A 25,520-nucleotide genomic window follows, 5' to 3' on the forward strand; every position below is an offset into this window, starting at 1 on the left:
ACCTCGTCCCCCGCCTCAGACTGCGGTCGGCGTGGGCGGGGTGTCCACCGTCGTATCCGGCCCTTCGCCGGTCCCCTCCGCCGCCAGGAACTCGACAACCGCCAGCAGGAACAGCAGGCACAGGGCGATCCCGACGACCACCCACCCGGTCGGGTACGACCACAGCAGATAGACGAGGAGCGCGCCCGCGATCAGGATCCAGACGATCCACTTCCGGTGGTCCCGTACGAACGGGCCCACCGGCCCCGTACGGAACCCGGCCCGGTCCGCGGTGAGCCGCGCGCCGTCGATGCCGGAGGTCCACAACCCGCGCACCAGGCGCGCCCGTTCGCCGCGCCCGGTGAGCCACGCGGCGAGCGCGACGACGACGCCGAGCGCGACGACCATCCGGACCATGGTGAACAGGAAGTGCGTCATGGTGTCGTAGACCGCGGCCGCCGCGTCCTGCGACACAGCTGCGGGCAGCCGGTCGAGGTAGAGCACGCGGAAGACGCGCAGCCCGATGCCGAGCAGACCGCAACTCACCGCGACCGCGAGCGCGGTGGCGACGACCGCCCTGCGGCGACGTACGGAGAGCAGCACGCCACCGGCGACGAGGACGAGGGCCAGGACCGGCAGCCAGTTGCCCATCACCTGGAGCAGCCGCATGTACGTCTTGACCTTGCCGATGTTGTCGTTGGTGACGAGCGTGAAGTCGGTGTGGACCTCGGGGATCTTCCCCGCGACGGTGAGGCCGGAGTCGACGAGCCGTTGCTTGACCTGCTCGACGACCGGGCCGAGGTCGAGGGTGACGGTGTCGCCGCCCTCCAGCTTGACCGCGCCGCCGCCGCTGCCGGTCAGCGCCTTGTCGAGGGCGCTGTGGGCCTTGCGGTTGGTCTGCTTCCAGATGTTCTCGAAGGCGTCGGAAGCGACGACCGCCTGCGCCTTGTCCTGGACGAAGCTGCGGACCGCGCCTTCGAGGGAGTCGCCCAGCTTGCCGAGGGACTTGTCCACGAGCGGCCGGTCGTCGGTGGGTACCTCGGAGAGCAGGGACTGAAGATCGATCCGCTGCATGATCGCGTTCGCGGCGCGGTTCGCGACGGCCTTCTGGATGTCGGGATTCGAGGCCAGCGGGCCGACGGTGTCGACGTAGCGGTCGGTGTCGCCCACCTGGTCGGCCGCCCACGAGGCGACGATGCCGAGCGGCGCGAGGACGCAGCCGATCACGATGAGCACGACGGCGAGGAACGACCGCCCCCGGTGACGCCGACCGCTGCCTCGCACACTCCCGCGCTCGGCCTCCAACTCGGCCACCCGGCCCCGCAGCCGCGCCAGTTCGGCCTGCTCGGCAGGCCCCATGGGCGCCGTATCCTCCGCCACCGTTGCCTCCTTGTCGGCGCGCCCCCGGCACGCTTGTGAATGCCAGGGGAACCGCTGCGCCGCCGACGGGCGAGCGGACGGCGCCAGGCGGGTGAACGGCGAGGTCACCGGGGTACCCCGGTTGATTCGGCCGAAATGCGGGGGCGAATACGGCGGGTAATACTGCACCGGACATCCGCCGCACCCGGAACTCGACCGGAAAGCCTCATCGTGGATCCACAGAACTCGCCCTACGGGCACCAGTCCTATGGCCAGTCCTACGGCCAGTCGTACGGCCAGGCCGAACCCGTCTACGCACCCGAGCCACAGCCGCAGCCCCGCCTCGACGCCGGAAAGCTGTGGGCGGGCGGGCTGATGACCGCCGTGATCGCCGCCCTCACGGCGGTGGTCGCGCTCCTCCTCGTACGGGGCGTGCTGGACGTTCCGGTGTTCGCGCCGGAGGGCGACGGCCTGATGGGCAACGCGACCACGGGAGCGCTCGCGGGCGGCGCCGCGGTGGCGGCGCTCGCCGCGACCGTCCTGCTCCACCTGCTGATCGTGGCGACCCCGCGGCCCGAGCGCTTCTTCGCCTGGATCATCGGCCTCGCGACCGCGGTGATGGTGCTCCTGCCGTTCACCACGGGCCTGACGTGGCAGGCGAAGCTGGGCACCGCCGGGGTGTACCTCGTCATCGGTATCGCCATCGGTTCCCTGCTGTCCTCGGTGGCGCGGGGCGCGGTCCGGCGCTACTGATCCGGGCCCCGCAAAAAACGCCTGGGCCCGGATCGGCGGACCGCGTTATCCTCGGCCCCATGAACGTCATGGGCCGAAGCCTCACCACCGCGACCGCGCGAGCGACCAGCTCGCCGGTTGCCGCCGCCTGACGTACCCACCTCATCCACCGGCGACCGGAAACGGCCGCCGGTTCTTCTTTGCCCCAGCGCGCTCCGTCCGGCCGCTTCCGGTGCCTCCCGTCCGCATCACGCATCACGCGAAGGAGTCACCCCATGCGCACCGACGACGTCATCCGCACGTTCACCGAGTTCTACGAGGACCGCGGCCACCGCCGGATCACCGGCTCGACGCTGCTGCCGCCGCCCGGCGACCCGGTCCTGTTCACCACCTCCGGGATGCACCCGCTCACCCCGTACCTGGAGGGCCGCCCCCATCCGCTGGGCCGGCGGCTCGTCAACGTACAGCGGTGTCTGCGGACCACGGACCTGGAGGAGGTCGGCGACCCCACGCATCTGACGGTCTTCGAGATGCTCGGCACGTGGTCGCTCGGCGACTACGAGGGGCCGCGGAGCCTGGAGTGGGGGTACGAGCTGCTCACCGAGGGCTTCGGCATCGATCCGCGGATGCTGTACGTGACCGTGTTCGGCGGCGACGGGCAGACAGGGCCCGATGTCGAATCGCGGGAGGTGTGGGAGCGGCGCGGGGTGCCGGTCGAGGAGACCGTCGAGGACAACTGGTGGGACAACGGGCCGACCGGGCCGTGCGGCCCCGACTCGGAGATCTTCCTGTGGACCGGGGACACCCCTCCGGAGTCGACGCCGACCAAGGACGAGCGCTGGGTGGAGGTGTGGAACCACGTGACGATGCGTTACCGGCGCCTGGACAGCGGGGAGTTGGTGCCTCTCCCCCAGCGCAACGTCGACACCGGACTCGGCGTGGAGCGGCTTTCCACGCTGTTGCAGGGCAGGACGTCCGTCTTCGAGTGCGATGTCTTCGATCCGTGGCGGCGGCTGCTGCCGGTCCTGTGGCCGTCGCTCGACGAGCCGTCGCTGCGGCTGGTCTCCGACCATCTGCGCTCGTCGTTCGTGGTCGTGGGCGACGGGGTGCGGCCGTCGAACACCGGGCGCGGGTACGTGCTGCGCCGGCTGATCCGCAGGGTGCTGACCGTGCTGCGCCGCGAGGATCCGAGCTCCACGCTCGGGGACCTGCCGGTCGAGCTGATCCGGCACACCCTGGACCACTTCCGCCAGGACGTCGACCCGTCGTACGTCCGCCAGGTGCTGCTCGACGAGGAGCTGCGCTTCGACCGGCTCCTGGAGCGCGGCAGGAAGGTGCTGTCGCGACCCCGGTTCTCGGGCCCGCTGGACGAGGACGACCTGCACTATCTGCACGACACCCACGGCCTGCCGCGCGAGCTGGTGCTGAATCTGCGGGAGCAGTAGGGCCGAGCGGGGCTGTCAGCTGGACCGGCAGCCCCCTCTAGACCGGCAGGCCCTTCGGCTCCTTGATGCGCTTCATGATGATCTGCGAGTTCACCTCGGTGACCCCGTCGAGCGCGGTGAGCTCCTCGATCCACAGGCGTTCGTACGCGGCGAGGTCGGCGACCGCGATGCGCAGCAGGCAGCCGGGGCTGCCGAAGAGCCGGTAGGCCTCTATGACGTCGGGGATGTCCTGGAGCGCGTGCTCGAAGGCCTCGACGGAGGCGCGGTCGCGGCGCACCTCGATGGAGACGAGCACCTCGAAGCCGCGCCCGACGGCTTCCGGGTCGACGATCGCGCGGTAGCCCTGGATGACGCCGTCCTTCTCCAGCTGCCGCACGCGGCGCATGCACGGGGACGGGCTGAGGCCGACGCGGGCGGCCAGGTCCTGATTGCTCAGGCGGCCGTCCTCCTGGAGCTCGCGCAAGATATGCAGGTCGATCCGGTCCATGGCGCAATCATGCACCACACTTCCCGCGATCATCGGCCAGGATTCGCAATCCGATTGCGCCGATCACGATTTATCCTTGCTGTAGATCGAACATACGCTCCCCACGCGCGCGAGCACCCACTGCGCGAGCGCCGACTCTTCGCGAGGCAGGTCACATGGCACGCATCACCCTCATCAGCACCGGCGGCACCATCGCGAGCCGCTGGCAGGGCACCGGCTACGCCGCCGACGCCGGCGGGGACACGGTGCTGGCGTCGGCCGCGCTGCCGGAGGGGGTCGAGGTGGACGTCGTCGACCTGTTCAACGTGAACAGCTCGCGGATGACGACGGAGCTCCAGCTGACGCTGCTGCGCACGGTGCGCGAGGTGCTCGCCGACCCGTCCGTCGACGGCATCGTGGTCACGCACGGCACGGACACCCTTGAGGAGTCGGCGTTCCTGCTCGACCTGCACCACGACGACCCGCGCCCGGTCGTCTTCACCGGCGCCCAGAAGCCGCTCGGCCAGGCCGAGGGCGACGGCCCGGGGAACATGTACGACGCGCTCCAGCTCGCCGCGAACGTGCGTGACCTGGGCGTACTCATCGCCTTCGACGGGAAGGTGCACGCCGCCCGCGGCACCGTGAAGACGCAGACCCTCGCGGCCGACGCCTTCGCCGACCCGTCCGCGGGCCCGCTCGGCCGGCTCGGCTTCGGCCGCGTCGACCTGCGCCACAAGCCGAGCCGCCCGGCCCCGCTGCCGCAGCCGGAGGGCGCGGAGATACCGCGCGTAGACATCGTCATGCACCACAGCGACGCCGACGCCACGCTCTTCGATGCGGCCGTCGCCGCGGGCGCGCGCGGCATCGTCCTCGTCGCCACGGGCGCGGGAAACGCGACGCCGGAACTGGTCGACGCGGTGTCCTCAGCCGTACGCCGCGGAGTCCTCGTCGCCGTATCTACGCGCGTATCCGCGGGCCCGCTCGCCGAGATCTACACGGGCGGCGGAGCCGTCGACCTGGTCGCCGCGGGCGCCGTGCTCAGCGGCACGCTGCGCGCGGGCCAGACCCGGATCGCCGTCCTGGCCGCGCTCCTCGCGGACGTCACGCCCGCGGCCCGGCCGGACCTGCTGCGCCGGCTGATCGACGCCCCGAGCACGGACGCGGCCGCCCAACAGCAGGCGGCCGCGTAACGGGATCAGAAAGCGGGGCTCAGAACTCCACGGCCTCTTCGTTCGGCGCGAGGCTGTCCATGAACGAGCTGACCGAGAACACGGCCCGGCCCGCGCCCGCCGGACCGTACCCGGGGGGCGAGGAGAGCCCGTGCTCGTCCATGGCGTTGCGGTACGCGTCGAGCAGCCGGATGTGGTACTCCAGCGGCGCGCCGTTCGGGTTCTCCTTGCCGAGCGGCGTCGTCGGCTCGGGGCACCACGTGGTGAAGCGCGGCGTGATGCCGTTCGACATGAAGAAGTTCAGGCCCTCGGTGGTGGAGGCGATGGCCTCGTCGACCGTCTTGAAGCCGAACGGCTCGGCCATCTCGACGCCCGCCACGAAGTTCGGGATCACGTTGCGCGCGCCGAAGACCTCGCGCGAGTCGAGGATCCGCTTGTGCCACTCGTCGCGGCCGACGTAGCGCTCCTTGCCGGGGCAGTACATCTTGAACAGGTACTCGTCCCACACCTCGAAGTTGGGGTGGTAGATCTGCACGCCGTAGTCCTTGAAGCGCTGCACATCGTCCTTGGGCAGCGCCTGGGCGACGACCTTGCCGATCCAGCGGTCCGGGAAGTACTCCTCGATGGCCTTGGCGTACCGGCCGTAGAAGTCCGCCTCGTCCAGGCCCTGGACCTTCGACGTGATCGCGCCGCCGGTCAGGGTGTACGCGGTCGACGTCTTCCCGGTGTCGTACTTGTTGATGATCTCCAGGGCCTCGAGGACCTCGTCGACATCCTTCACGCCCGTGTACGGACGGCCGGCCGCCTTGTGCTGGCGCCAGTTGTGGTTGATGTCGCAGTACTGGCACTCCTCCTTGGCGCCGAAGTACTGGCAGACCCGGAACGCGGTCAGGTAGATCAGGTAGCCCCACTGGATCGTGGGCGCCACCTCCATGACCGACTTCCCGTTGGAGAGCTTGTGCCGGTAGTACTCCGGCATCGGCGGCACACCCACGTCGGAGATCCGCTTGCCGTCGAGGTAGAGGCCGAGCATGCCGTCCTCGTTCGACGCGACGCGGTACGGCGAGTTCGGGTTCACGCGGACCGAGACGACCGTGCGGCGCAGGTCGTAGGGGCCGCCGGTGAGGACGATCTCCTCGGGCGGGCGGCGCAGCGCGGCCTCGCCCAGCTCGGGGAGCGTGCCGTGGTCGAAGGAGAAGATGAAGTACGACTTCGGCTTGACCTCGCCGTCCTCGTTGTCACTCAGCGCCGACGCGTCGAAGGCGACACCGCCGCGCAGCAGGTCCTCCTTGAAGACCGCTTCCTTCGGAACGTGCGGGAAGCGCTCCATCAGGTCCTCTACCAGCGCCGTTCGGCTCTGCATCCCGTTACTCCTCGACCCTCTGCTGTGCAGCGTTTTCTACGGTTTCTCGACTCCTCACGGTACGCCCCGGTCGCCGGTCAGCCTTGACGGGTCCCCGCTCGGGCCACCACATGGGCGGGCGCGGTGATGCCGACGGGCAGCAGCGGATCGGCCGTGGGCGCGCCCCAGCGGGCGTTCAGCGGCAGGGTCCCGGCCCAGAGGCCGAGCTCCGCGTCGGCGGATTCGCCGTCGTCGGGCGCGCCGGACCGGATCTTCACGGAGGCCTCCTCGAGGGAGAGGGCGAGGAGCGTGGTGGCGGCGAGCTCCTTGCGGTTCGGCTGCCGCGCGTACGTCCACTGGCCGGGGGTCGCGTGCTCGGTGAGGCGCCGCAGGCCCTCCAGCTTCTCGGCCTCGTCGGTGATCGTGCGCGGCACGCCGTGCACCATGGCGCTGCGGTAGTTCACCCCGTGCTCGAAGACGGAGCGGGCGAGGACGAGGCCGTCGACGTGGGTCACCGTCACGCACACCGCCGCGCCCGGGTCGGCCGCGAGGCTGCGGCTGGCCACGGACCCGTGCACGTACAGCCACCGCTCGTCACGCCCGTAGACGGTCGGTACGACGACGGGGGCGCCGTCGACCATGACCCCGAGGTGGCAGACGAAGCCCGCGTCGAGGATCGCCTCCAGGTCGGCGCGATCGGTACTGCCCTGCTCCCGCATGCGTCGGTGCGTGGTCCGCTCGGTCTGCGGCAGGGTGCGGGAGTCGTCGGTGTACGTCATGCGCCAGCACGCTACTCCCGTGGGGGTGCCGGGCGTTCATCGGTACCCGTCGGGTTGCGGACGCGGGGCTCCGCCCCGGACCCCGCGCCTCAATCGCCGGCGGGGCTTGATTGGTTGCGGACGCGGGGCTCCGCAAGCTCTCGCCCTCAAGGGGGCTTGCATTGCCGTGGTCCAATTCTCGGCAGTCCGCACTCGAGAAAGGCATCCCGTGCCTGCAATCACCAACTGGGCCCGCAACATCACCTTCGCCGCCGAGCGGCTTCACCACCCGGCCACCGTCGACGAGTTGCGCGCGGTCGTCGCCAAGAGCGGGCACATACGGGTGCTCGGCAGCGGCCACTCGTTCAATCGGATCGCCGACGTGGACGCGGAGCGCGACGGCGCGCTCGTGTCGCTCGGCGCGCTGCCGAGCCGGATCGACGTCGACGCCGCGGAGCGCACCGTCCGGGTCGGCGGCGGTGTGCGCTACGCCGAACTGGCCGCCGCGCTGCACGCGCACGGGCTCGCGCTGCCCAATATGGCCTCGCTGCCGCACATCTCCGTCGCCGGTTCGGTGGCCACCGGCACGCACGGCTCGGGCAACGGAAACCGGTCGCTGGCCGAGGCCGTACGGGCCGTGGAGATCCTGACCGGGGACGGGGAGCTGGTCACGCTCGCGCGCGGTGACGCCGGTTTCGAGGGGGCGGTCGTCTCCCTGGGCGCTCTTGGTGTGGTGCTGTCGTTGACGCTGGACGTGGAGCCGTCCTTCGATGTCGCGCAGCACGTGTTCCGTGAACTCCCCTTCCAGGGGATGGACTTCGACGCCGTGTCGGCCGCCGCGTACAGCGTGAGCCTGTTCACCGACTGGCGCGGTCCGCGCTTCGACCAGGTGTGGGTGAAGCGGCGGCTGCCGGACGCGCTGGACTTCCGGTGGGCCGAGGCCGCCGTCGATGCGCAGCACCCGGTGCCGGGGATGTCCGCCGTGCACTGCACCGAGCAGTTCGGGGTGCCGGGGCCCTGGCACGAGCGACTGCCGCACTTCCGGGCCGAGTTCACGCCCAGCAACGGCGACGAGTTGCAGTCGGAGTATCTGCTGCCGCGCGAGCACGCCGCCGCCGCGCTCGCCGCCCTCGACGCGGTGCGCGACCGGATCGCCCCCGTGGTCCAGGTCTGCGAGGTGCGCACGGTCGCCGCTGACACGCAGTGGCTGAGCCCCGCGTACGGCCGGGACACGGTCGCGTTCCACTTCACGTGGGTGGCGGACACGGAGCGGGTCCTTCCGGTCGTGTCGCTGGTGGAGGACCAGTTGCGGGAGTTCGGGCCGCGGCCGCACTGGGGGAAGGTGTTCACGGCCGATCCGGCGCGCGTCGCCGCCCGGTACCCGCATGCGGCGGACTTCGTGGCGCTCGCCGAACGGCTGGACCCGGAGGGGAAGTTCAGCAACGCGTTCGTGCGGGCGCTGCTTCCGCGCGGCGCGTAAGGAGGATGTGCGAGGGGTGCAGGGATGGTGTGCGGGGAGGGGTGTGCAGGGCGACTTCTGAAAGCCCTTTCTCCAACCCCTTGTCGAAGTCCGTCGGGCGCTCCTAGCCTGACGGTATGAAGCGCACGTCCCGCGACATACGGACGGCGAACCGGTACGAGGTGCTGCGCCGCTGCCTCGACCGGCCCGCCGTCTCCCGGCAGGAGCTGGCCGCAGAGACCGGCCTCAGCTCGGCGACGGTCGCCACGCTCGTCGGGGAGCTGCTCGACCTGGGGATCCTGGTCACGGGCGGCTTCGTGGACTCGGCGGGCGGGCGGCCGCGCGGCCTCGTCTCCGTCGACGCGGGCCGCGGTTCGCTCGTCGGCGTGGACGTCGCGGAGACATATGTGCACGCCGAGCTCTTCGACCTGAACCTGCGGGTCGTCACCCGCGCCGACCGCCAACTGCGGCCAGGCGCCCACGAGCCCGGGCACGTGGTCGCCGTGATCGCGGACGCGGTCCAGGCGGTGCTCGACGCCGACACCGGCGGACCCGTGCTCGGCGCGGGCGTCTGCATGCCGGGGCTCGTCGACCGGCAGGGCGGCATCAGCGCCTACGCCCCGAACTGGGGGTGGCACGAGGCGGTGCCGCTGCGTGACCTCCTCGCCCAACACCTCGACGTACCCCTGTACTTGGACAATCCGCTGCGTGCGTCCACTGTCGCCGAGTTGTGGTTCGGGGCGGCGCGCGGGCGGGACGACGCGGTCGTCGTCAACCTCGGCACGGGTGTCGGTGCGGGGCTCGCGCTCGGCGGGGCGCTGCACCGGGGTGTCACCAACAGCGCCGGCGAGTGGGGGCACACCACGCTCGTGCTGGACGGGCGGCCGTGCCACTGCGGGGACCGGGGGTGTGTGGAGGCGTATGCGGGGGCACCGGGGATCATGCGCAACCTGCGGGAGCTGCACCCGGGTTCGCCGCTGCTGCACTCCGCCGACCAGACCGCCACGATCGAGGCGATCGGGCGGGCCGCCGCGGAGGGGTCGGTGCAGGCGCTCGATGTGGTGCGGGAGACCGCGCGGTATCTGGGTGCGGCGGTCGCCGATCTCGTCAATCTGCTCAATCCGGAGGTCGTGGTGCTCAGTAGCTGGGTCGCCAGTGCGTTGGGCGGTCCCCTGGTGAGCGAGGTTCGCCGGGTGGTGGAACGGCATTCGCTGGCGGGGCCGTTCGCCGCGACGGAGATCGTTCTTTCGCCTGTTCCTACGGATCCGGTGAGTCTTGGTGCGGCGACGTTCGCGCTGGAAGGGGTGTTGAGCGGCACCGGGGGTGACGCCTCGGGGCTCCGCCCCGGACCCCGCGCCTCAATCGCCGGCGGGGCTTGATGTGCCCCGTCCGGCCTGATTGCCGAATTTGATCTCGACGTAAGGAGCTCCATGCCCACGTCCGCGTCCACCTCAATCGCCTACGTAACCGACCCCTCCCCCGGCCACGGCGCTCTCCCGCCTCGCACCTGGTACGCCGAATCGTCAGCCAACTCCCTGCCTCTCAACGGAACTTGGCGCTTCCGGTTGGCAGCGCGAGCAGACGCCCACGACGACTCCTTCGCCTCCCCGGGGTACGACGCCGGCGGTTGGAGCGACGTCTCCGTGCCCGGGCACTGGGTGATGCAGGGGGACGGGGCGTTCGGGGCCCCGGCCTATACGAACGTCCTCTACCCCTTCCCCGTCGACCCGCCGCGCGTCCCCGACGAGAACCCGACCGGGGATCACCTGCACGTCTTCGATCTGCCCGGCGACTGGCCCGGTGACGGCTCGGCCGTGGTCCGCTTCGACGGCGTGGAGTCCTGCGCGAAGGTGTGGCTGAACGGCACGGAGCTCGGCGAGTTCAAGGGGAGCCGGCTGCCGCACGAGTTCGAGGTCGGCCACCTCCTCGCCCCCACCGGCAACGTGCTCGCGGTCCGCGTGCACCAGTGGTCCGCGGGCTCCTACCTGGAGGACCAGGACCAGTGGTGGCTGCCCGGCATCTTCCGCGACGTGACACTTCTGCACCGCCCCGCCGGCGGCGTCCGGGACTTCTTCACGCACGCCTCGTACGACCACACCACCGGGCTCGGCACGCTCCGCGTCGACAGTGACGTGGAGGGGCGGATCACCGTGCCCGAACTGGGAGTTGACGTCGCCACAGGGGAATCGGTGACCGTCTCCGTCGAGCCGTGGACGGCCGAGACGCCGCGCCTGTACGACGGCGAGCTGGCGACGGCCGGTGAGCGGGTGCCGCTGCGGATCGGCTTCCGTACCGTGGAACTGTCGGACGGCCTGATCAAGGTCAATGGCACGCCGATCCTCTTCAAGGGCGTCAACCGGCACGAGTGGCACCCGGAGCACGGCCGCGCCCTCGACCTCGAAACCATGCGCCGCGACGTCGAGTTGATGAAGTCCCACAACATCAACGCGGTCCGCACCTCCCACTACCCGCCGCACCCCGCCTTCCTCTCCCTCTGCGACGAGTACGGGCTGTGGGTCATCGACGAGTGCGACCTGGAGACCCACGGCTTCTGCGAACAGGGCTGGCGCGACAACCCGGTCGACGACGAGCGCTGGACCCCCGCACTGCTCGACCGGGCGGCCCGCATGGTCGAGCGCGACAAGAACCACCCGTCCATCGTTCTGTGGTCCCTCGGCAACGAGGCGGGCACCGGGCGCGGGCTCACCGCCATGGCCGAGTGGATCCGCGCCCGCGACCCCGAGCGCCTCGTGCACTACGAGGGCGACATCAACTGCCGTGACACCGACGTCTATTCGCGCATGTACGCCGACCACGCCGAGGTCGAGCGGATCGGCCAGGGACTCGACGGCGGCCCCGAGCGGCGGCGCGGCCTGCCCTTCATCCAGTGCGAGTACGCGCACGCCATGGGCAACGGACCCGGCGGACTCGCCGACTACCAGCGGCTGTTCGAGAAGTACGACCGTCTTCAGGGCGCGTTCGTCTGGGAGTGGATCGACCACGGGGTCGCCGACGAGCGCCACGGGTACGCGTACGGCGGTGACTTCGGCGAGGAGCTGCACGACGGAAACTTCGTCTGCGACGGGCTGCTGTTCCCTGACCGGACGCCGTCGCCGGGGCTCATCGAGTTCAAGAAGGTGATCGAGCCCGTACGGATCGCCGTCGACGGGGACACCGGAGCGGTGCACATCACCAACCGCTACGACTTCCGCGACCTGTCCCACCTCTCCTTCGACTGGACGTACGAGGTGGAGGGCGAGCCCGTGGAACGCGGCACGCTCACCGTGCCCCCGCTCACCCCCGGCGAGTCCACGGACCTGAAGCTTTCGGCACCCGCGACGGGTGACGGCTCCGGGTACTGGACGGTCCGGGCCACGGACACCGACGGCGAGGAAGTGGCGTGGGGCCAGAGCACTCCGGAGGCACCAACACCCGCACTCAACAAGTCAGTTGGTGAACGACCGAATACCACCGGGGACGTACTCACGCTCGGCCCGGCCACCTTCGACGCACGCACCGGAGACCTGCGCGCCATCGGCGACGTGGCGCTCGCCGCCGCTCCCCGCCTCGACGTGTGGCGCGCCCCCACGGACAACGACGACGGCGCGAGCTGGCAGAACGACGAGCGGCTCGGCCTGCTGTGGCGACAGTTCGGCCTGCACCGGATGCAACACCGCGTGGACGGCGTCCAGTTGGATGGCGCGGCGCTGACGGTGCACACGCGGGTCGGTCCTGCCAGCCGTGACATCGGGCTGCGCGCGAGCTACCGCTGGACGGCCGACGAGCGGCGGCTGCGGCTGACCGTGTCCGTCACCCCGGAGGGCGACTGGCGACTCCCGCTGCCCCGGCTCGGCGTCCGACTCGGGCTCCCCGTAGGGGACTTGGGTGTGCGCTGGTTCGGCGGCGGGCCCGGCGAGGCGTACCCGGACACGCGCGAGGCGGCGCGGCTCGGCCGCTGGGAGGCGGACGTCGACGCCCTGCACACCCCGTACGTGCGACCGCAGGAGAACGGGGCGCGGATCGACGTCCGCTGGGCGGAACTCGGCGGCCTGCGGATCGAGGGCGAGCCCGCCTACGCGCTCACGGCCCGCCGCTGGACGACGCAGCAGCTCGACGCGGCCACGCACCGCACGGACCTGACGCCCGGCGACACGCTGTGGGTGCACCTCGACCACGCGCAGCAGGGCATCGGCACGCAGTCGTGCGGACCCGGCGTGCTCCCGCAGTACCGGCTCACGCCGGGGCCGGCTGAATTCGGCTTCGTCTTCAGCACGTTGACGTAGCGCCCGCGCGCCCGTGTCGGCCGGGGCGGCGGTCCCGTCGCGGCCCCGGCCGACCTGACGACCGCCCTAGGGGGCAGGGGCGGAGCGGTCGTCGTGCACGGGAGTCGCCGCCGGGGGCCGGAAGGTTGCCGCCTCGCTCCCGCGCTCTGCTCAGAGCTTCACCGCGAAGGAGTAGAGCCGAGTCCCTCGTCGCCCCGGTAGGCGAACCGGGCGTCGGGGTCGAAGGTGCGGCCCGCCGTCGCGGCGCCCTTCGGGCAGATCTCGAAGGCCTCGGGGAGCGGCAGCGGTTCCCCCTTCTGGCTGCCCCGGCCCCCGCCGTCCGGGCCCCGCCGCGCACCGCCCCGGCCCGGTTGACATCATGGACGGGTGAACTTCCGGTCGATCTACAGTCACGGTTTCGCGCGGGTCGCCGCGTGCACCGGCCACGCCGCCATCGCCGACCCGCGCACCAACGCGGAGGCCGTCCTGCGGCAGGGCCGCCGCTGCGCGGAGGACGGAGTCGCCGTCGCCCTCTTCCCCGAGATGGGCCTGTGCGGCTACTCCATCGAGGACCTGGTGCTCCAGGACCCGGTCCTGGACGAGGTGGAGGAGGCGCTCGCCGACATCGTCACGGGCTCCGCGGACCTCCTGCCGGTCCTCGTGGTCGGCGCTCCGCTGCGCCACCGCAACCGCATCTACAACTGCGCGGTCGTCGTGCACCGCGGCCGGATCCTCGGCGTGGCCCCCAAGTCGTATCTCCCCACCTACCGGGAGTTCTACGAGAAGCGCCAGATCGCGGCGGGCGACGACGAGCGCGGCGGCACGATCCGGATCGGGGGCACCGAGGTCCCCTTCGGTACGGACCTCCTCTTCGCGGCCGAGGACGTCCCCGGCCTGGTCCTGCACGCGGAGATCTGCGAGGACATGTGGGTCCCGGTGCCGCCCAGCGCGGAGGCCGCCCTCGCCGGCGCGACCGTCCTGCTCAACCTCTCCGGCAGCCCCATCACGGTCGGCCGCGCCGAGGACCGCAAGCTGCTGTGCCGCTCGGCGTCGGCCCGCTGCCTCGCCGCCTACGTGTACGCGGCGGCCGGAGCGGGAGAGTCCACCACGGACCTCTCGTGGGACGGCCAGACCATGATCTACGAGAACGGGGTCCTGCTCGCCGAGACGGACCGCTTCCCGCTCGGTGACCAGCACGCGGTCGCCGACGTCGACCTCGACCTGCTGCGCCAGGAGCGCCAGCGCATGGGCACGTTCGACGACAACCGTCGCACGCACACCGCGCGCACCGGCGACTTCCGCCGGGTGGACTTCCACCTCGCCCCGCCCACGAGCACCGACCTGGGCCTCAAGCGCCGCGTCGAGCGCTACCCGTTCGTGCCCGCCGACGCCGAGCGCCTCGCCCAGGACTGCTACGAGGCGTACAACATCCAGGTGTCCGGCCTGGTCCAGCGCATGGGCGCGATCGGCGGCCCCAAGATCGTCATCGGCGTCTCCGGCGGCCTCGACTCCACGCACGCCCTGATCGTCGCGGCCCGCGCGATGGACCGGGCGGGCCGCCCGCGCACCGACATCCTGGCCTTCACGATGCCGGGCTTCGCGACGGGCGAGCACACCAAGTCCAACGCGCATGCGCTGATGAAGTCCCTCGGCGTCACGGCCGCCGAACTGGACATCACCGACACGGCCCGCCTGATGCTCAAGGAGATGGACCACCCGTTCTCGCAGGGCGAGCCGGCGTACGACGTCACCTTCGAGAACGTCCAGGCGGGCCTGCGCACCGACTACCTGTTCCGCCTCGCCAACCAGCGCGGCGGCATCGTGCTCGGCACCGGCGACCTGTCCGAGCTGGCGCTCGGCTGGTGCACGTACGGCGTCGGCGACCAGATGAGCCACTACAACGTCAACGGCGGCGTGCCCAAGACGCTCATCCAGCACCTGATCCGCTGGGTCGTCAGCAGCGGCGAGTTCGGCGACGAGGCCGGGAAGATCCTCACCGCGATCCTCGACACGGAGATCAGCCCCGAGCTGGTCCCCGGCGAGGAACTGCAGTCCACCGAGTCGAAGATCGGCCCGTACGCGCTGCACGACTTCACGCTCTACTACGTGCTGCGGTACGGCTTCCGCCCCTCCAAGATCGCGTTCCTGGCGTGGCACGCCTGGCGGGACGTGGAGGCGGGCGAGTGGCCGCCCGGCTTCCCGGAGGACAAGCGCGGCGCGTACGACCTCGCGGAGATCAAGCACTGGCTGGAGTACTTCTGCCGCCGCTTCTTCCAGTTCGCGCAGTTCAAGCGGTCCGCGATGCCGAACGGCCCGAAGGTCTCGGCCGGCGGCTCGCTCTCGCCGCGCGGCGACTGGCGCGCTCCGTCGGACAGCAACGCGCGGGTGTGGCTGAGGGACCTGGAGCGGTGGGAGTGGCCGGAGGGGGCGTGATCCTTGGGGGACTGTGACGTCTGACGACGCAAATACGGTCGTCAGACGTCACAGTCCCCTCTCTCCCCCCCTTCAACCCTCTCTCAGCTCGCCCCCCCTCAGCTCGCCCCCACCGGGCCCGCCCGGAACGTGCGGCGGTACGCCTGTGGGGTGACCCCGATGGTGGCGTGCAGGTGCTGGCGCAGGGACGTACCCGTGGCGAAGCCGACCTCCGCCGCGATGCGGTCCACCGGGAGGTCCGTGGATTCCAGCAGGTGGCGGGCCCGGTGCACGCGCTGGAGGATCAGCCAGCGGCCGGGGCTCGTGCCCGTCTCCTCCTGGAAGCGGCGGGCGAACGTGCGCGGGCTCATCCGGGCGTGCTCGGCCAGCTCCCGCAGGGCGAGCGGCCGGTCGAGCCGCTCCAGGGCCCAGGCGCGGGCCGGCGCGGTGCCGGTCTCGCCCTCGTCGGGGACGGGCTGCTCGATGTACTGGGCCTGGCCGCCCTCGCGCCACGGCGGGACGACGCAGCACTTGGCCACGAAGTTGGCGAGGGCGCTGCCGTGGTCGGAGCGCACCAGGTGCAGGCAGACGTCGAGTCCTGAGGCCGCGCCCGCGGACGTCAGTACGTCGCCGTCCTCGACGAACAGCACGTCCGGGTCCAGGGCGACGTGCGGGAACATCCGGCGGAAGCGGTCCGCCAGTGACCAGTGCGTGGTGGCGCGCCGGCCGTCGAGCATCCCGGCGGCGGCGAGCGCGAACGCTCCCGTGCAGATGGAGACGGTGCGGGCGCCGGGCCTGATGCGGGCGAGCGCGGCCCGTTCGGCGGCGGGGAGCGGCTCGGCGATGCGGGACATGTCGTACGGCGGGACGATCACGGTGTCCGCGGTCTCCAGCGCCTCCGGGCCGTGCGCGACGGTGATCGTGAAGTCGGCGTCCGTGCGTACGGTGCGGGTCGATGTCGCGGCGCAGGTCACGACCTCGTAGGCGTCACCCGCCGAGCCGAAGACCCGCTTCGGGATACCGAGCTCGAAGGGGTAGACCCCGTCGAGCGCGAGCACGACCACGCGGTGGGGCGGGCCCTCGTGCCGGGCGAGGGGAGAATCGGCACCCAATCCAGTCATGGCACGATTCTATCGCTGGATGACCATCTTGCCATTGTCCCGTTCTGCTTCCGTGGCGCACGCTGGATTCATGAGCGACAAGAACACCACCGTGACCACCACCATGAAGGCCATCAGCCAGGACACCCTCGGGGCGCCCGAGGTGCTCCAGGAGGTCGAGGTTCCGCGACCGAAGCCCGGGATCGGACAGATCGTGGTCGCCGTGCACGCGGCGGGCCTCAATCCGACGGACTACAAGCACCGCAGCTCCGGGCTCTTCCTGGGCGAGCCGCCGTTCGTGCTCGGCTGGGACGTGTCCGGGGTCGTCGAGGCCGTCGGTCTCGGCGTCGCCCTGTTCGAGCCGGGCGACGAGGTGCTCGGCATGCTGCCGTACCCGTACGGGGCCGGCTCGCACGCCGAGTACGTGGCCGGGCCCGCCCGCGCCTTCGTGCCGAAGCCCGCGGGGCTGAGCCATGTCGAGGCGGGCGCGCTGCCGCTCGTCGGGCTCACCGCCTGGCAGGCCCTCGTCGACATCGCCCAAGTGGCGCCCGGACAGCGGGTGTTGGTGCAGGCGGCGGCCGGCGGTGTCGGACATGTGGCGGTGCAGATCGCCAAGGCACGCGGCGCGTACGTCATCGGGACGGCGTCGGCCGCCAAGCACGAGTTCGTACGGGGCCTTGGCGCCGACGAGGTCATCGACTACCGCACCACGGACGTCGCGGCCGAGGTCCGTGACATCGACGTCGTCCTCGACACCCTGGGCGGCGAGGAGCGGCTGCGCTCCCTGGACGTGCTGAAGCCGGGCGGCATTCTCGTCTCGCTGCTGCCGGGCCGGTTCGAGGACGTCGCGGCGCGCGCCGCCGAGCTGGGGGTGCGGGCGACGGACATGCTCGTCGAGCACGATCAGGCGGGCATGCGGGCCGTCACCGAACTCGTCGAGTCGGGCCGGCTCAAGGTGCACGTGTCGGACACGCACCCGCTGCCCGAGGCCGCCAAGGCACACGCGGAGGGCGACACGGGACGGGTGACGGGCAAGCTCGTACTCACGGTACGGCCGTAGCCTCGGCCCTCTCCCCCGCCGTACCGCGGGAGCCAGGACGTTCTGAAGCACACGCTCCAATGCGAGGGGCGCCCGTGCGGGAATACCCGTGGCGGGCCCCCGGTTCGATCACCTCGTACGCGTACGGGCGGTCAACTGGCGCAGGGGGAGAGCAGGATGAGCGGCATCGAGGTGTACGGCAGCGTCGCGGACGGCTTCGAGGCGGTCCGCGAGGAGTTCGCGGCGGCGGTCGCCGAGGAGACGGCCGAGCCGGGCGCGCAGCTGGCGGCGTACGTCCAGGGGCGGCCCGTCGTCGATCTGTGGGCCGGCGAGGACATGGACGGGTCGACGCTGCTGCCCGTCTACTCCAACAGCAAGGGCGCCGCACACCTGGTGGTGGCCCTGCTCGTGCAGGAGGGCGTGCTCGATCTGGACCGCCAAGTGGCGTCGTACTGGCCCGAGTTCACGGGTGGAGGCAAGGAGCGGCTGACGCTGCGCGAGCTGATCGCGCACCGTTCGGGCCTGATCGGTGTCGACGGCGGATTCACCTTGGAGGAACTGGCGGACGACCGTGTCGTCGCCGCCCGTCTCGCCGGGCAGCGGCCGTTCTGGAAGCCGGGGACGGCGTACGGCTATCACGCGCTGACCATCGGGGCCCTGACGGGTGAGGTGGTGCGCAGGGCGACGGGTCGCACGCTCCAGGAAGTCTACGAGGAGCGGATCCGGGCGCCGCACGGCCTCGACCTGTGGCTGGGGCTCCCGGAGGCCGAGGAGGCGCGGCTCCAGCCGACGCGGCCGATGGCTCCGACGCCCGAGCAGCAGGCGCTCCTGGACGCGAACCGGCCCCCGGCCGAGGGTCTCCTCCCCATCGCGTTCAACCGGGCCGCCGACCCCTCCTTCGACATCGTCGACTACGCCAACTCCCGTGCGGTACGCGCTCTCGGGCCCGCCTCTGGTGGCGGGGTGGGCAACGCACGGGGCCTCGCCCGGCTGTACGCGGCGGCGCTCAGCGGCGTCGACGGGGCGCCTGCACTGCTGGAGCCGGAGACGGTCGCGGAGTTCACGGAGCGCCGCTGGGCGGGCACCGACGCGGTGACCGGCGAGCCGGACCACTTCACGCTCGGCTTCGAGACGGAGGGAGTGCGCTACCCGGCCCTGGGCGCCACCGCCTTCGGCCACTCAGGGGCCGCGGGCTCCGAGGCGTTCGCGGACCCGCGCACCGGCCTGGCCTACGGCTACGCCCGCCGCCGTTTCGCCTTCCCGGGCGGCGCGGCACCGGAGAATCAGCGGCTCGTCGCGGCGGTGGCGCGGGCCGCCGGGGAGAGCGTCCGGCTTGAGGTTGGCACGAGCTCGTATCTGGGTGCCGGGGACGGCGATCGACGCGGTCGATCTGCCGGCGTAGGGTCCGGACCGGTCCGTCGGTTAGCGTCGACGTCATGACCAGCAACTCCTTCACCCGCGCCCTCGCCGCAGGCGTGCTCGTTCTCGACGGGGGACTGTCCAATCAGTTGGAGGCCGCCGGGCACGATCTGAGCGACGAGCTGTGGTCGGCCCGGCTGCTCGCCGAGGAGCCGGAGGCGATCGTCGCGGCGCACCGCGCGTACTACGAGGCGGGCGCGAATGTCGCCATCACGGCCAGCTATCAGGCGACCTTCGAGGGGTTCGCGCGGCGCGGCATCGGGCGGGCCAAGGCCGCCGAACTCATGGTGTCCAGCGTCGAGTTGGCGCGTGCGGCGGCCACCGCCACCGATACCGACCGGCCCCTGTGGGTGGCCGCGTCCGCGGGGCCGTACGGGGCGATGCTCGCCGACGGGTCGGAGTACCGGGGGCGGTACGGGCTGAGCGAGGAGGAGCTGTACGCCTTCCACCGGCCCCGCCTCGAGGTGCTCGCGGGGGCCGCGCCCGACGTGTTCGCCCTGGAGACCGTGCCCGACGCGGACGAGGCGCGGGCCCTGGTGCGGGCCGTGCGCGGGCTCAGTGTGCCGGCCTGGCTGTCGTACAGCGTGGAGGGGGCCCGTACGCGCGCCGGGCAGCCGCTGGAGGAGGCGTTCGCGGTCGCCGCGGACTCGGAGGAGGTCGTCGCGGTCGGCGTCAACTGCTGCGCCCCGCGCGACGTCGAGCCCGCCGTGCGCCTCGCGTCCCGCGTCACCGGCAAGCCGGTCGTCGTCTACCCCAACAGCGGCGAGGAGTGGGACGCGGAGGCGCGCGCCTGGACGGGCAGCGCCACGTCCGCCCCGGAACAGGTGACCGCGTGGCGGGACGCCGGGGCCCGGTTGATCGGGGGCTGCTGCCGGGTCGGGCCGGGAGCCGTGGCGGGGATCGCGGCGGCGCTGGGCCGCTGAGCCACGGGAGCGCTGGGCCACGGGAGCGCTAAGCCCGGCGTGCCGCCCAGCCGATCGCACCCGCCAGGTGCGCCCGGAAGGCCGGGTCGTCGTACGCCTCGGTGGCGTGGCCGAGGGCCGTGTAGAACATGCGGCCCGAGGTCTCCGGGTCCCGGCACCACACCAGCGGGTGGTCGCCGCCCATGGCCGCCCCCTCGTACGAGGATTCGTCGGCGTACGCGAGGACCCGTACGGTCGGATCCTCGCGCGGGTCGGAGCGGAAGTCGTACCACTCGTCGGTGAACTCCCAGTGGGGCGGCAGGTGTTGGGTGGCCGGGTGGGCGTGGTCGGCGATCCGGGCGCGGCCCGGCTGGTACGCCGGGTGTCGGTCGAAGCGGGCGCCGAGCAGTCGCCCGTAGTACGGCCACCCGTACTCCGTGCACGCCGCCGCGTGCACCCCGACGAAGCCGCCGCCCCCGTCCACGTACGCCGCGAGCCGCTCGCGTCCGGCGGGTGTGAGTACGTCACCGCTGGTGGAGAGGAGGACGACGGCGTCGGGCCCGGCGTCGAGCCCCGCCTCGAAGGAGGCCGGATCCTCGGTGTGCCGCACGGCGAAGCCGAGTGCGCGCAGGGTCTCGACGGCGCCCGGGATGGAGTCGTGGCGGTAGTCGGTGGTGCGGGTGTACACGAGGAGCGTGGCGGCGGGCATGCCCGGATGTTAGTGGGGCTCGCGCTCCCCCTGGTCGAGGCGGAACGGCGGATAGGTGTCCGTCATCAGTCCCGCGTACGCCGCCACCCGCGCCGCCCAGCGGTGCAGGCCGATGTTGAAGTCGTACATGCCGCGCGGGTAGACGCCGGTGAAGAGCAGGGCGACGGCGGCGAAGAGCGTGAGCAGTCCCGCGACGCCGCCCGCCGTGCTGGAGCCGCCGACGAGCAGCGACACCATCAGCAGTTGGGGCAGCACGAGCAGCCACCACTTGACCAGGACCAGGCCGCGCGACAGGTGCTCGGGGTAGACGACGTCGAGGCGGGCCGGATAGTCGGGGACGGGCCCGAGCGTGAACGGCGGGTAGCGGTCGGTGCCGAGGGTTCCGTACGTGTAGTAGCCGACGCGCCAGGTCCAGCGCATCACACCGACGTTGAAGTCGAAGAGGAGACGCGGGTAGCGGGTCGTGAACAGGATCGCGAACAGGGCGACGAGCGTGGTGAGGGCGGAGCCGATGAAGAGGAGGACGAGGACGAGGTAGTGCGGCAGGGCGAGCAGCCACTTCACCAGCCACAGCCATCGGGACACGGCCGGATCGTAATCGGCTTCCAGGGTGACCGGGCTCGCGGGGACCGCGGTGGTGACGAGGAACTCGTTTTCTGCCATATGCCTCGTGTACGGCGGTTTCGGCCCGCGCGCAAGGAGGGACGGAAGGTGTCCGTTTCGTACAAGACCGGCCGGGGCCCGCTGCCTACGGTGGGCCGCATGAACGAGATCCGTATCCGTATGGACGCCATCGGCGTCGCCACCACCGATCTGGCCGCCTCGCTGGCCTTCTACCGCCGCCTCGGCCTCACGTTCCCCGAGGGCGCCGAGCAACTCCCGCACGTGGAGGCCGAGTTGCCGGGCGGCATCCGGCTGATGTTCGACCCGGACCCCGGCGCCGCGGAGCGCGGCCGGGGCCGCGTCGGGCTCGCGTTCCACTGCGGGGACGCCGCTGGGGTCGATGCCACGTACGAGGGGCTGACCGGGGCGGGCCACCGGGGCGAGGCCAAGCCGTGGGACGCGCCGTGGGGGCAGCGGTACGCCGTCGTCCTCGACCCGGACGGCAACCAGGTGGACCTGTTCGCGCCTCTCACCTGAGCAACAGCTTGCCGAGCGTCGTCCCTGTCAACTCCCTTACGTCGCGCGCCAGATGGGCCTGGTCCGTATAGCCCGCGCGGGCCGCCGCCTCGGCGAACGGGACGCCGGCGCGGGCGAGCGCCAGGGCCCGTTGCAGGCGCAGGACGCGGGCCAGGGTCTTGGGGCCGTAGCCGAACGCGGCGAGCGAGCGGCGGTGCAGGGTGCGGGCGCCCAGGCCCGTCTCGTCGGCGACGGCCGTGACGGTGCGGCCCGCGTCGAGCGCCCGCGCCACGTGGGTGAGCAGCGGGTCGGGCGGGCCCGCGACGTGGGCGAGGCGGGCCGCGAGGTCCTCCAGTTCGGCCGCGGGGTCGGCGGCCGCGTCAAGCCGCTCGGTCAGCCGCCGGGCCTCGCCCCCCTGCCACAGGTCCGCCAACTCGGCGCGGGTGTCCCGCAGTTCGTGTGCCGGTACGCCGAGGTAGCCGGGCGCCGTGCCCGGTGCGAAGCGGATGCCCGCGTAGCGGCGGCCCTCGCCGGGGTCCGTGGAGTGGGCGCGGGTGTCGGGTCCCGCGACGAAGAGCCGGCCCTCGCTCCAGATCAGGTCCATGCAGCCGTCGGGCAGCACCGGGGCCGCGGCGCCCTCGTCGTCCGCGACGGTCCGGGTCCACACCACCGCGCCCGGCACCCGCGCGGCCCGCTCCGCGTAGCCGCCGCTCATGTCCGGTACTCCTGCGGGCTCACCCCGTACTCCCGCTTGAACGCGGTGGACAGGGCGAACGCGCTGCCGTACCCGACGCGCCGGGCGATCGCCGCGACCGTAGCCCCGCCCTCGCGCAGCAGGTCCGCGGCGAGCGCGAGGCGCCAGCCGGTCAGGTACGCCATCGGGGGCTCGCCCACCAGCTCCGTGAAGCGGCGGGCGAGCGCGGCCCGCGAGACGCCGGACCGCTCGGCGAGTTCGACGACCGTCCAGGGGTGGGCCGGGTCGTCCTGGATGAGGCGCAGCGCGCGGCCCACGACCGGGTCGCCCATCGCCCGGTACCAGGCGGGCGCGTCGGCCTCCGGGCGGGAGAACCAGGCGCGCAGCGAGGCGATCAGCAGGAGGTCGAGGAGGCGGTCGAGGACGACGTCCTGGCCGGGCTCGTCCTTCACGATCTCCTCGGCGACCAGCGGGGTGAGCGGGCACCGCCACACCTCGGTGGGCAGCACGAGCAGCGCGGGCAGCGCGTCGAGCAGCCGCGCGGTCAGCTCGCCGCGCAGCTGGTACGTGCCGATGAGCATCTTGGCCGGGGCGTCCGGGCCCTCGCCCCACTCCCGTACGCCGAACTCCTTGTAGCGGCCGACGTGTGCGGGGCCCAGCGGGCGGCACTCCTGTCCGGGCCCGATCTCGGCGCGCGGTGCGGTGGCCGGGTCGTCGCAGCAGACGTACGGGTCAGGGCCGCGGGCGATGGCGATGTCACCGGGGCGGATGTGCCGGGGCTTGTCCTCGCCGCTCTCCGGCAGGATCCACGCCTCGCCCTCCACCATGATCATCACGGAGAGCGGTGCCTCGTCGGCGATCCGCACGGCCCACGGCGGCTCGAAGCAGGCCCGCATCATGAAGGCCCCGCGCGCCCTCGGCCCTTCCAGGAGCCCTGCGAGTACGTCCATTAGCTCAGCGTAGACGGACGCGTATGGCGGTGAGCGGCTCGGCGATGTCGGTGGGTGGCGTGCGGCAGTTGAGTGGAGGCATGACACAGACGGAGCGGAACACACGGACGGTGCTGGTGACCGGGGCGACCGGTCGTACGGGGCGCAGGGTCGCCGACGCGGCGCGCGCCGCCGGGCTGAGCGTGCGGGCGGCCTCCCGGTCGGGCGCGGTGCGGTTCGACTGGGAGGAGCCCGGGACCTGGGACGAGGCGCTGCGCGGCGCCGACGGGGCGTATCTGGCCTTCCCCACGGACATCGGGGCGCCGGACGCCGCCGGCCTGGTGGGCGTGCTGGCGCGGCGGGCCGTGGAGCTGGGGGTGACGCGGCTCGTGCTGCTGTCGGCGCGCGGCGAGGACCAGGCGCTGCCCGCCGAGGAAGCGCTGCGGGAGTCCGGGGCGCAGTGGACCGTGCTGCGGTGCGCCTGGTTCCAGCAGAACTTCAGCGAGGGTCCGCTCGCGGACCAGGTGCGCGGCGGGGAACTGGCGTTCGCGGCGCCGGAGGCGCTGCGCGAGCCGTTCATCGACGCGACGGACATCGCGGAGGTCGCGGTCGCCGTGCTGCGCGAACCCTCGGGGCGGTACGCCGGTGAGGTCCTGGATCTCACCGGGCCCGCGCTGCTCACCTGGGGCGAGGCGCTCGCGGCCGTCGCGGCGGCCACCGGGACCGAGAAGCGCTATGTCCCGGTTCCGGTGCGGGAGTACGGGGCGGCGCTGGCCGGGTTCGGGGTGCCGGAGGAGGAAGTGGCGTTCCTGGTGGAGCTGTTCGGGGCGCTGCTCGACGGGCGGAACGCCGCGGTCAGCGGTGACGTGGAGCGGGTGCTCGGGCGCGGGCCGCGCACGTTCGGGGAGTTCGCGGAGCGGGAGGCGGCGGCCGGCGCCTGGAAGTAGCGGGCCGGTTCCGCCCGGCGGCCCCTCCCACGCTCGGCGGTCGGCGCCTGGAAGTAACGGGCCGACGCAAGGAAGTAGCCGGCCCATCCGCCCGATGGCGTCAGTCCTCCTCGTCCTCCGACCCGTCACCGTTCTTGCGGGCGTGCGTGCGCAGGCGGGACGTGACGTCCTCCGGGGGCAGGAACTTCGACCAGCGCTCCGGGAACTCGGACGGCATGCCCGGGTCGTCGCCTTCGTCCAGGTCCTCGTCGTCGTCGGGGAAGCCCAGCGCGGCCGCCCGCGCCAACTGCTCGGTGGCGGCCGCCCTGCGCACCCGCTCGTTCGCGGCGCGCGCCGCCGCCGTCGCGACCGACGGCCACACCCGGTCGATCGCGGCGTTCACCGCGGCGCCCACGAGCACCGCGAACGCCGAGACACCGATCCACAGCAGCACGGCGACCGGCGCGGCGAGGGAGCCGTAGATGGTCGGGCCCTCGATGGTGTTGGTGAGGTAGAGGCGCAGCAGGAAGCTGCCGGGGATCCACATCGCGAGCGCCACGAGGGCCCCCGGCACGTCCTCGATCCACGGCGAGCGCACCGGCACGGACACGTGGTACAGCGTCGTGAGGAACGCGATGGACAGGACCAGGACCACGGGCCAGTAGAAGATCTGGACGAGGGACTGGGACCAGGGCACGAGCCCGATCACCGCGTCCGGGCCCGCGATCATCAGCGGCAGCGCTATCGCGCCGACGACGAGCCCCACCAGGAAGAGCAGAAAGGCGAGCAGCCGCGTCTTCACGATGCCGCGGACGCCGTCGAGGCCGTACATCACGGTCACCGTGTCCACGAACGTCGACACCGCGCGCGAGCCCGACCAGAGCGAGAGCAGGAAGCCGATGGAGATGACGTCGGGCCTGCCGCCCTTGATGACGTCGTCCAGAATCGGTTCCGCGATCTCCTTCACGCCCTGGTCCGTGAGGACCGTGCGGGACGCCTCCAGGATGTTGTCGCGAACGCCCGCGATGGTGTCGGCGCCGGTCCAGGTGTCGACGTACGCGAGCAGACCCACCAGGGACAGCAGCAGCGGAGGCACCGACAGGAGCGTGAAGAACGCCGCCTCGGCCGCGAGGCCCAGGATGCGGTACTCCATGCACGAGTTGACGGTGTCCTTCAGGAGCAGCCAGGTCGTCTTCCGTTTCGAGACGTTGTGATACAAGACGCGCACCCGGTGCAGACGTCCGGACGGCGGTTCGGGGGATTCACTTGCTGGCTGCACCCCTCAACGGTATCCGCCAGG

The 25,520-nt window shown here is 72.1% G+C and carries 22 protein-coding genes; 12 read left to right on the forward strand and 10 right to left on the reverse strand.

Annotated features, from left to right (window positions below; translation table 11 throughout):
• Nucleotides 1-15: 15 nt before the first annotated feature.
• Entirely contained in the window at nucleotides 16-1,359 is a 1,344-nt protein-coding gene (locus tag ACOKM3_RS11610; RefSeq protein WP_426899595.1) for a hypothetical protein, read from the reverse strand.
• Between the two features lie 210 nt (nucleotides 1,360-1,569).
• On the opposite strand from ACOKM3_RS11610, the gene ACOKM3_RS11615 reads away from it, so the two are divergent.
• Both ACOKM3_RS11615 and ACOKM3_RS11620 read left to right on the forward strand, forming a co-directional pair.
• Complete coding sequence (locus tag ACOKM3_RS11615) at nucleotides 1,570-2,091, forward strand: DUF6069 family protein (RefSeq protein WP_426899597.1); 522 nt, start codon at nucleotides 1,570-1,572, stop codon at nucleotides 2,089-2,091.
• 254 nt (nucleotides 2,092-2,345) lie between these two features.
• Nucleotides 2,346-3,515 carry an alanine--tRNA ligase-related protein gene (locus tag ACOKM3_RS11620; RefSeq protein ID WP_426899599.1) on the forward strand — a complete coding sequence of 390 codons (1,170 nt, stop codon included), beginning with the start codon at nucleotides 2,346-2,348 and terminating at the stop codon, nucleotides 3,513-3,515.
• A gap of 37 nt (nucleotides 3,516-3,552) precedes the next feature.
• Here the strand turns inward: ACOKM3_RS11620 and ACOKM3_RS11625 are convergent, their stop codons facing one another.
• Nucleotides 3,553-4,002: an Lrp/AsnC family transcriptional regulator gene (locus ACOKM3_RS11625; protein ID WP_426899601.1), complete on the reverse strand. Its 450-nt coding sequence runs from the start codon at nucleotides 4,000-4,002 to the stop codon at nucleotides 3,553-3,555.
• A gap of 155 nt (nucleotides 4,003-4,157) precedes the next feature.
• Between ACOKM3_RS11625 and ACOKM3_RS11630 the strand changes: the two genes are divergently transcribed.
• Nucleotides 4,158-5,171 (forward strand): asparaginase, encoded by a 1,014-nt coding sequence (locus ACOKM3_RS11630; RefSeq protein WP_426899603.1) that lies wholly within the window; start codon nucleotides 4,158-4,160, stop codon nucleotides 5,169-5,171.
• 19 nt (nucleotides 5,172-5,190) lie between these two features.
• Here the strand turns inward: ACOKM3_RS11630 and ACOKM3_RS11635 are convergent, their stop codons facing one another.
• Together ACOKM3_RS11635 and ACOKM3_RS11640 are read right to left on the reverse strand one after the other, a co-directional pair.
• The gene (locus ACOKM3_RS11635) at nucleotides 5,191-6,513 is read right to left on the reverse strand and encodes a radical SAM protein (RefSeq protein ID WP_426899605.1); all 1,323 of its coding nucleotides are present in this window, start codon (nucleotides 6,511-6,513) and stop codon (nucleotides 5,191-5,193) included.
• Between the two features lie 77 nt (nucleotides 6,514-6,590).
• Nucleotides 6,591-7,271 carry a pyridoxamine 5'-phosphate oxidase family protein gene (locus ACOKM3_RS11640; protein WP_426899607.1) on the reverse strand — a complete coding sequence of 227 codons (681 nt, stop codon included), beginning with the start codon at nucleotides 7,269-7,271 and terminating at the stop codon, nucleotides 6,591-6,593.
• Nucleotides 7,272-7,479: 208 nt separating this feature from the next.
• Here ACOKM3_RS11640 and ACOKM3_RS11645 point away from each other — a divergent pair, with 208 nt between their 5' ends.
• The 4 genes from ACOKM3_RS11645 to ACOKM3_RS11660 all read left to right on the forward strand — a co-directional run bounded on the left by ACOKM3_RS11645 (nucleotide 7,480) and on the right by ACOKM3_RS11660 (nucleotide 15,404).
• A complete protein-coding gene (locus ACOKM3_RS11645; protein WP_426899609.1) occupies nucleotides 7,480-8,730 on the forward strand; it encodes an FAD-binding protein in 1,251 nt (416 codons plus the stop codon).
• A 116-nt stretch (nucleotides 8,731-8,846) separates the two neighbouring features.
• On the forward strand, nucleotides 8,847-10,088 hold the full coding sequence (locus tag ACOKM3_RS11650) for an ROK family protein (protein WP_426899611.1): 1,242 nt from the start codon (nucleotides 8,847-8,849) through the stop codon (nucleotides 10,086-10,088).
• Nucleotides 10,089-10,139: 51 nt separating this feature from the next.
• Entirely contained in the window at nucleotides 10,140-12,992 is a 2,853-nt protein-coding gene (locus ACOKM3_RS11655; RefSeq protein WP_426899613.1) for a glycoside hydrolase family 2 TIM barrel-domain containing protein, read from the forward strand.
• 366 nt (nucleotides 12,993-13,358) lie between these two features.
• A complete protein-coding gene (locus tag ACOKM3_RS11660) occupies nucleotides 13,359-15,404 on the forward strand; it encodes an NAD(+) synthase (RefSeq protein ID WP_426899615.1) in 2,046 nt (681 codons plus the stop codon).
• A gap of 98 nt (nucleotides 15,405-15,502) precedes the next feature.
• Here the strand turns inward: ACOKM3_RS11660 and ACOKM3_RS11665 are convergent, their stop codons facing one another.
• Complete coding sequence (locus ACOKM3_RS11665) at nucleotides 15,503-16,504, reverse strand: GlxA family transcriptional regulator (RefSeq protein WP_426899617.1); 1,002 nt, start codon at nucleotides 16,502-16,504, stop codon at nucleotides 15,503-15,505.
• A gap of 70 nt (nucleotides 16,505-16,574) precedes the next feature.
• Between ACOKM3_RS11665 and ACOKM3_RS11670 the strand changes: the two genes are divergently transcribed.
• The 3 genes from ACOKM3_RS11670 (at nucleotide 16,575) to mmuM (ending at nucleotide 19,864) form a co-directional block, all read left to right on the forward strand.
• Nucleotides 16,575-17,543: an NADP-dependent oxidoreductase gene (locus tag ACOKM3_RS11670; RefSeq protein ID WP_426899619.1), complete on the forward strand. Its 969-nt coding sequence runs from the start codon at nucleotides 16,575-16,577 to the stop codon at nucleotides 17,541-17,543.
• Between the two features lie 156 nt (nucleotides 17,544-17,699).
• The gene (locus ACOKM3_RS11675) at nucleotides 17,700-18,962 is read left to right on the forward strand and encodes a serine hydrolase domain-containing protein (RefSeq protein ID WP_426899621.1); all 1,263 of its coding nucleotides are present in this window, start codon (nucleotides 17,700-17,702) and stop codon (nucleotides 18,960-18,962) included.
• Nucleotides 18,959-19,864, forward strand: coding sequence for a homocysteine S-methyltransferase (mmuM, locus tag ACOKM3_RS11680; RefSeq protein WP_426899623.1), 906 nt, complete (start codon nucleotides 18,959-18,961; stop codon nucleotides 19,862-19,864). The genes ACOKM3_RS11675 and mmuM overlap by 4 nt, the downstream gene beginning before the upstream one ends.
• Before the next feature lie 28 nt (nucleotides 19,865-19,892).
• On the opposite strand, the gene ACOKM3_RS11685 is transcribed toward mmuM, so the two are convergent.
• Nucleotides 19,893-20,552, reverse strand: a complete 660-nt coding sequence (locus ACOKM3_RS11685; protein WP_426899625.1) for a ThuA domain-containing protein — start codon at nucleotides 20,550-20,552, stop codon at nucleotides 19,893-19,895.
• Between the two features lie 9 nt (nucleotides 20,553-20,561).
• Nucleotides 20,562-21,215: a DUF4389 domain-containing protein gene (locus tag ACOKM3_RS11690; RefSeq protein ID WP_426899627.1), complete on the reverse strand. Its 654-nt coding sequence runs from the start codon at nucleotides 21,213-21,215 to the stop codon at nucleotides 20,562-20,564.
• Between the two features lie 99 nt (nucleotides 21,216-21,314).
• On the opposite strand from ACOKM3_RS11690, the gene ACOKM3_RS11695 reads away from it, so the two are divergent.
• Nucleotides 21,315-21,692, forward strand: a complete 378-nt coding sequence (locus tag ACOKM3_RS11695; RefSeq protein ID WP_426899629.1) for a VOC family protein — start codon at nucleotides 21,315-21,317, stop codon at nucleotides 21,690-21,692.
• Here ACOKM3_RS11695 and ACOKM3_RS11700 read toward each other — a convergent pair.
• Together ACOKM3_RS11700 and ACOKM3_RS11705 are read right to left on the reverse strand one after the other, a co-directional pair.
• Nucleotides 21,685-22,386 (reverse strand): helix-turn-helix domain-containing protein, encoded by a 702-nt coding sequence (locus ACOKM3_RS11700; RefSeq protein ID WP_426899631.1) that lies wholly within the window; start codon nucleotides 22,384-22,386, stop codon nucleotides 21,685-21,687. The two genes, ACOKM3_RS11695 and ACOKM3_RS11700, sit on opposite strands and share 8 nt — an antisense overlap.
• Complete coding sequence (locus ACOKM3_RS11705) at nucleotides 22,383-23,315, reverse strand: AraC family transcriptional regulator (RefSeq protein ID WP_426899634.1); 933 nt, start codon at nucleotides 23,313-23,315, stop codon at nucleotides 22,383-22,385. Before ACOKM3_RS11705 ends, ACOKM3_RS11700 begins: the two co-directional genes overlap by 4 nt.
• A gap of 80 nt (nucleotides 23,316-23,395) precedes the next feature.
• Between ACOKM3_RS11705 and ACOKM3_RS11710 the strand changes: the two genes are divergently transcribed.
• Complete coding sequence (locus ACOKM3_RS11710) at nucleotides 23,396-24,241, forward strand: NmrA family NAD(P)-binding protein (RefSeq protein ID WP_426899636.1); 846 nt, start codon at nucleotides 23,396-23,398, stop codon at nucleotides 24,239-24,241.
• Nucleotides 24,242-24,341: 100 nt separating this feature from the next.
• Here ACOKM3_RS11710 and ACOKM3_RS11715 read toward each other — a convergent pair whose 3' ends face one another.
• Nucleotides 24,342-25,499, reverse strand: coding sequence for a YihY/virulence factor BrkB family protein (locus ACOKM3_RS11715; protein ID WP_426899638.1), 1,158 nt, complete (start codon nucleotides 25,497-25,499; stop codon nucleotides 24,342-24,344).
• Nucleotides 25,500-25,520: the final 21 nt, after the last annotated feature.

Origin of the sequence: Streptomyces nidicola (genome assembly GCF_050106155.1) — a bacterium.
In the GTDB taxonomy this organism is placed as follows: domain Bacteria; phylum Actinomycetota; class Actinomycetes; order Streptomycetales; family Streptomycetaceae; genus Streptomyces.

What these genes read in the sequence shown, in the direction of transcription:
- ACOKM3_RS11620 (WP_426899599.1), top strand. Translation starts at nt 2,346, where the DNA reads ATGCGCACCGACGACGTCATCCGCACGTTCACCGAGTTCTACGAGGAC.
- ACOKM3_RS11625 (WP_426899601.1), bottom strand. Translation starts at nt 4,002, where the DNA reads ATGGACCGGATCGACCTGCATATCTTGCGCGAGCTCCAGGAGGACGGC.
- ACOKM3_RS11630 (WP_426899603.1), top strand. Translation starts at nt 4,158, where the DNA reads ATGGCACGCATCACCCTCATCAGCACCGGCGGCACCATCGCGAGCCGC.
- ACOKM3_RS11635 (WP_426899605.1), bottom strand. Translation starts at nt 6,513, where the DNA reads ATGCAGAGCCGAACGGCGCTGGTAGAGGACCTGATGGAGCGCTTCCCG.
- ACOKM3_RS11640 (WP_426899607.1), bottom strand. Translation starts at nt 7,271, where the DNA reads ATGACGTACACCGACGACTCCCGCACCCTGCCGCAGACCGAGCGGACC.
- ACOKM3_RS11650 (WP_426899611.1), top strand. Translation starts at nt 8,847, where the DNA reads ATGAAGCGCACGTCCCGCGACATACGGACGGCGAACCGGTACGAGGTG.
- ACOKM3_RS11655 (WP_426899613.1), top strand. Translation starts at nt 10,140, where the DNA reads ATGCCCACGTCCGCGTCCACCTCAATCGCCTACGTAACCGACCCCTCC.
- ACOKM3_RS11665 (WP_426899617.1), bottom strand. Translation starts at nt 16,504, where the DNA reads ATGACTGGATTGGGTGCCGATTCTCCCCTCGCCCGGCACGAGGGCCCG.
- ACOKM3_RS11670 (WP_426899619.1), top strand. Translation starts at nt 16,575, where the DNA reads ATGAGCGACAAGAACACCACCGTGACCACCACCATGAAGGCCATCAGC.
- ACOKM3_RS11675 (WP_426899621.1), top strand. Translation starts at nt 17,700, where the DNA reads ATGAGCGGCATCGAGGTGTACGGCAGCGTCGCGGACGGCTTCGAGGCG.
- mmuM (WP_426899623.1), top strand. Translation starts at nt 18,959, where the DNA reads ATGACCAGCAACTCCTTCACCCGCGCCCTCGCCGCAGGCGTGCTCGTT.
- ACOKM3_RS11685 (WP_426899625.1), bottom strand. Translation starts at nt 20,552, where the DNA reads ATGCCCGCCGCCACGCTCCTCGTGTACACCCGCACCACCGACTACCGC.
- ACOKM3_RS11690 (WP_426899627.1), bottom strand. Translation starts at nt 21,215, where the DNA reads ATGGCAGAAAACGAGTTCCTCGTCACCACCGCGGTCCCCGCGAGCCCG.
- ACOKM3_RS11695 (WP_426899629.1), top strand. Translation starts at nt 21,315, where the DNA reads ATGAACGAGATCCGTATCCGTATGGACGCCATCGGCGTCGCCACCACC.
- ACOKM3_RS11700 (WP_426899631.1), bottom strand. Translation starts at nt 22,386, where the DNA reads ATGAGCGGCGGCTACGCGGAGCGGGCCGCGCGGGTGCCGGGCGCGGTG.
- ACOKM3_RS11705 (WP_426899634.1), bottom strand. Translation starts at nt 23,315, where the DNA reads ATGGACGTACTCGCAGGGCTCCTGGAAGGGCCGAGGGCGCGCGGGGCC.
- ACOKM3_RS11710 (WP_426899636.1), top strand. Translation starts at nt 23,396, where the DNA reads ATGACACAGACGGAGCGGAACACACGGACGGTGCTGGTGACCGGGGCG.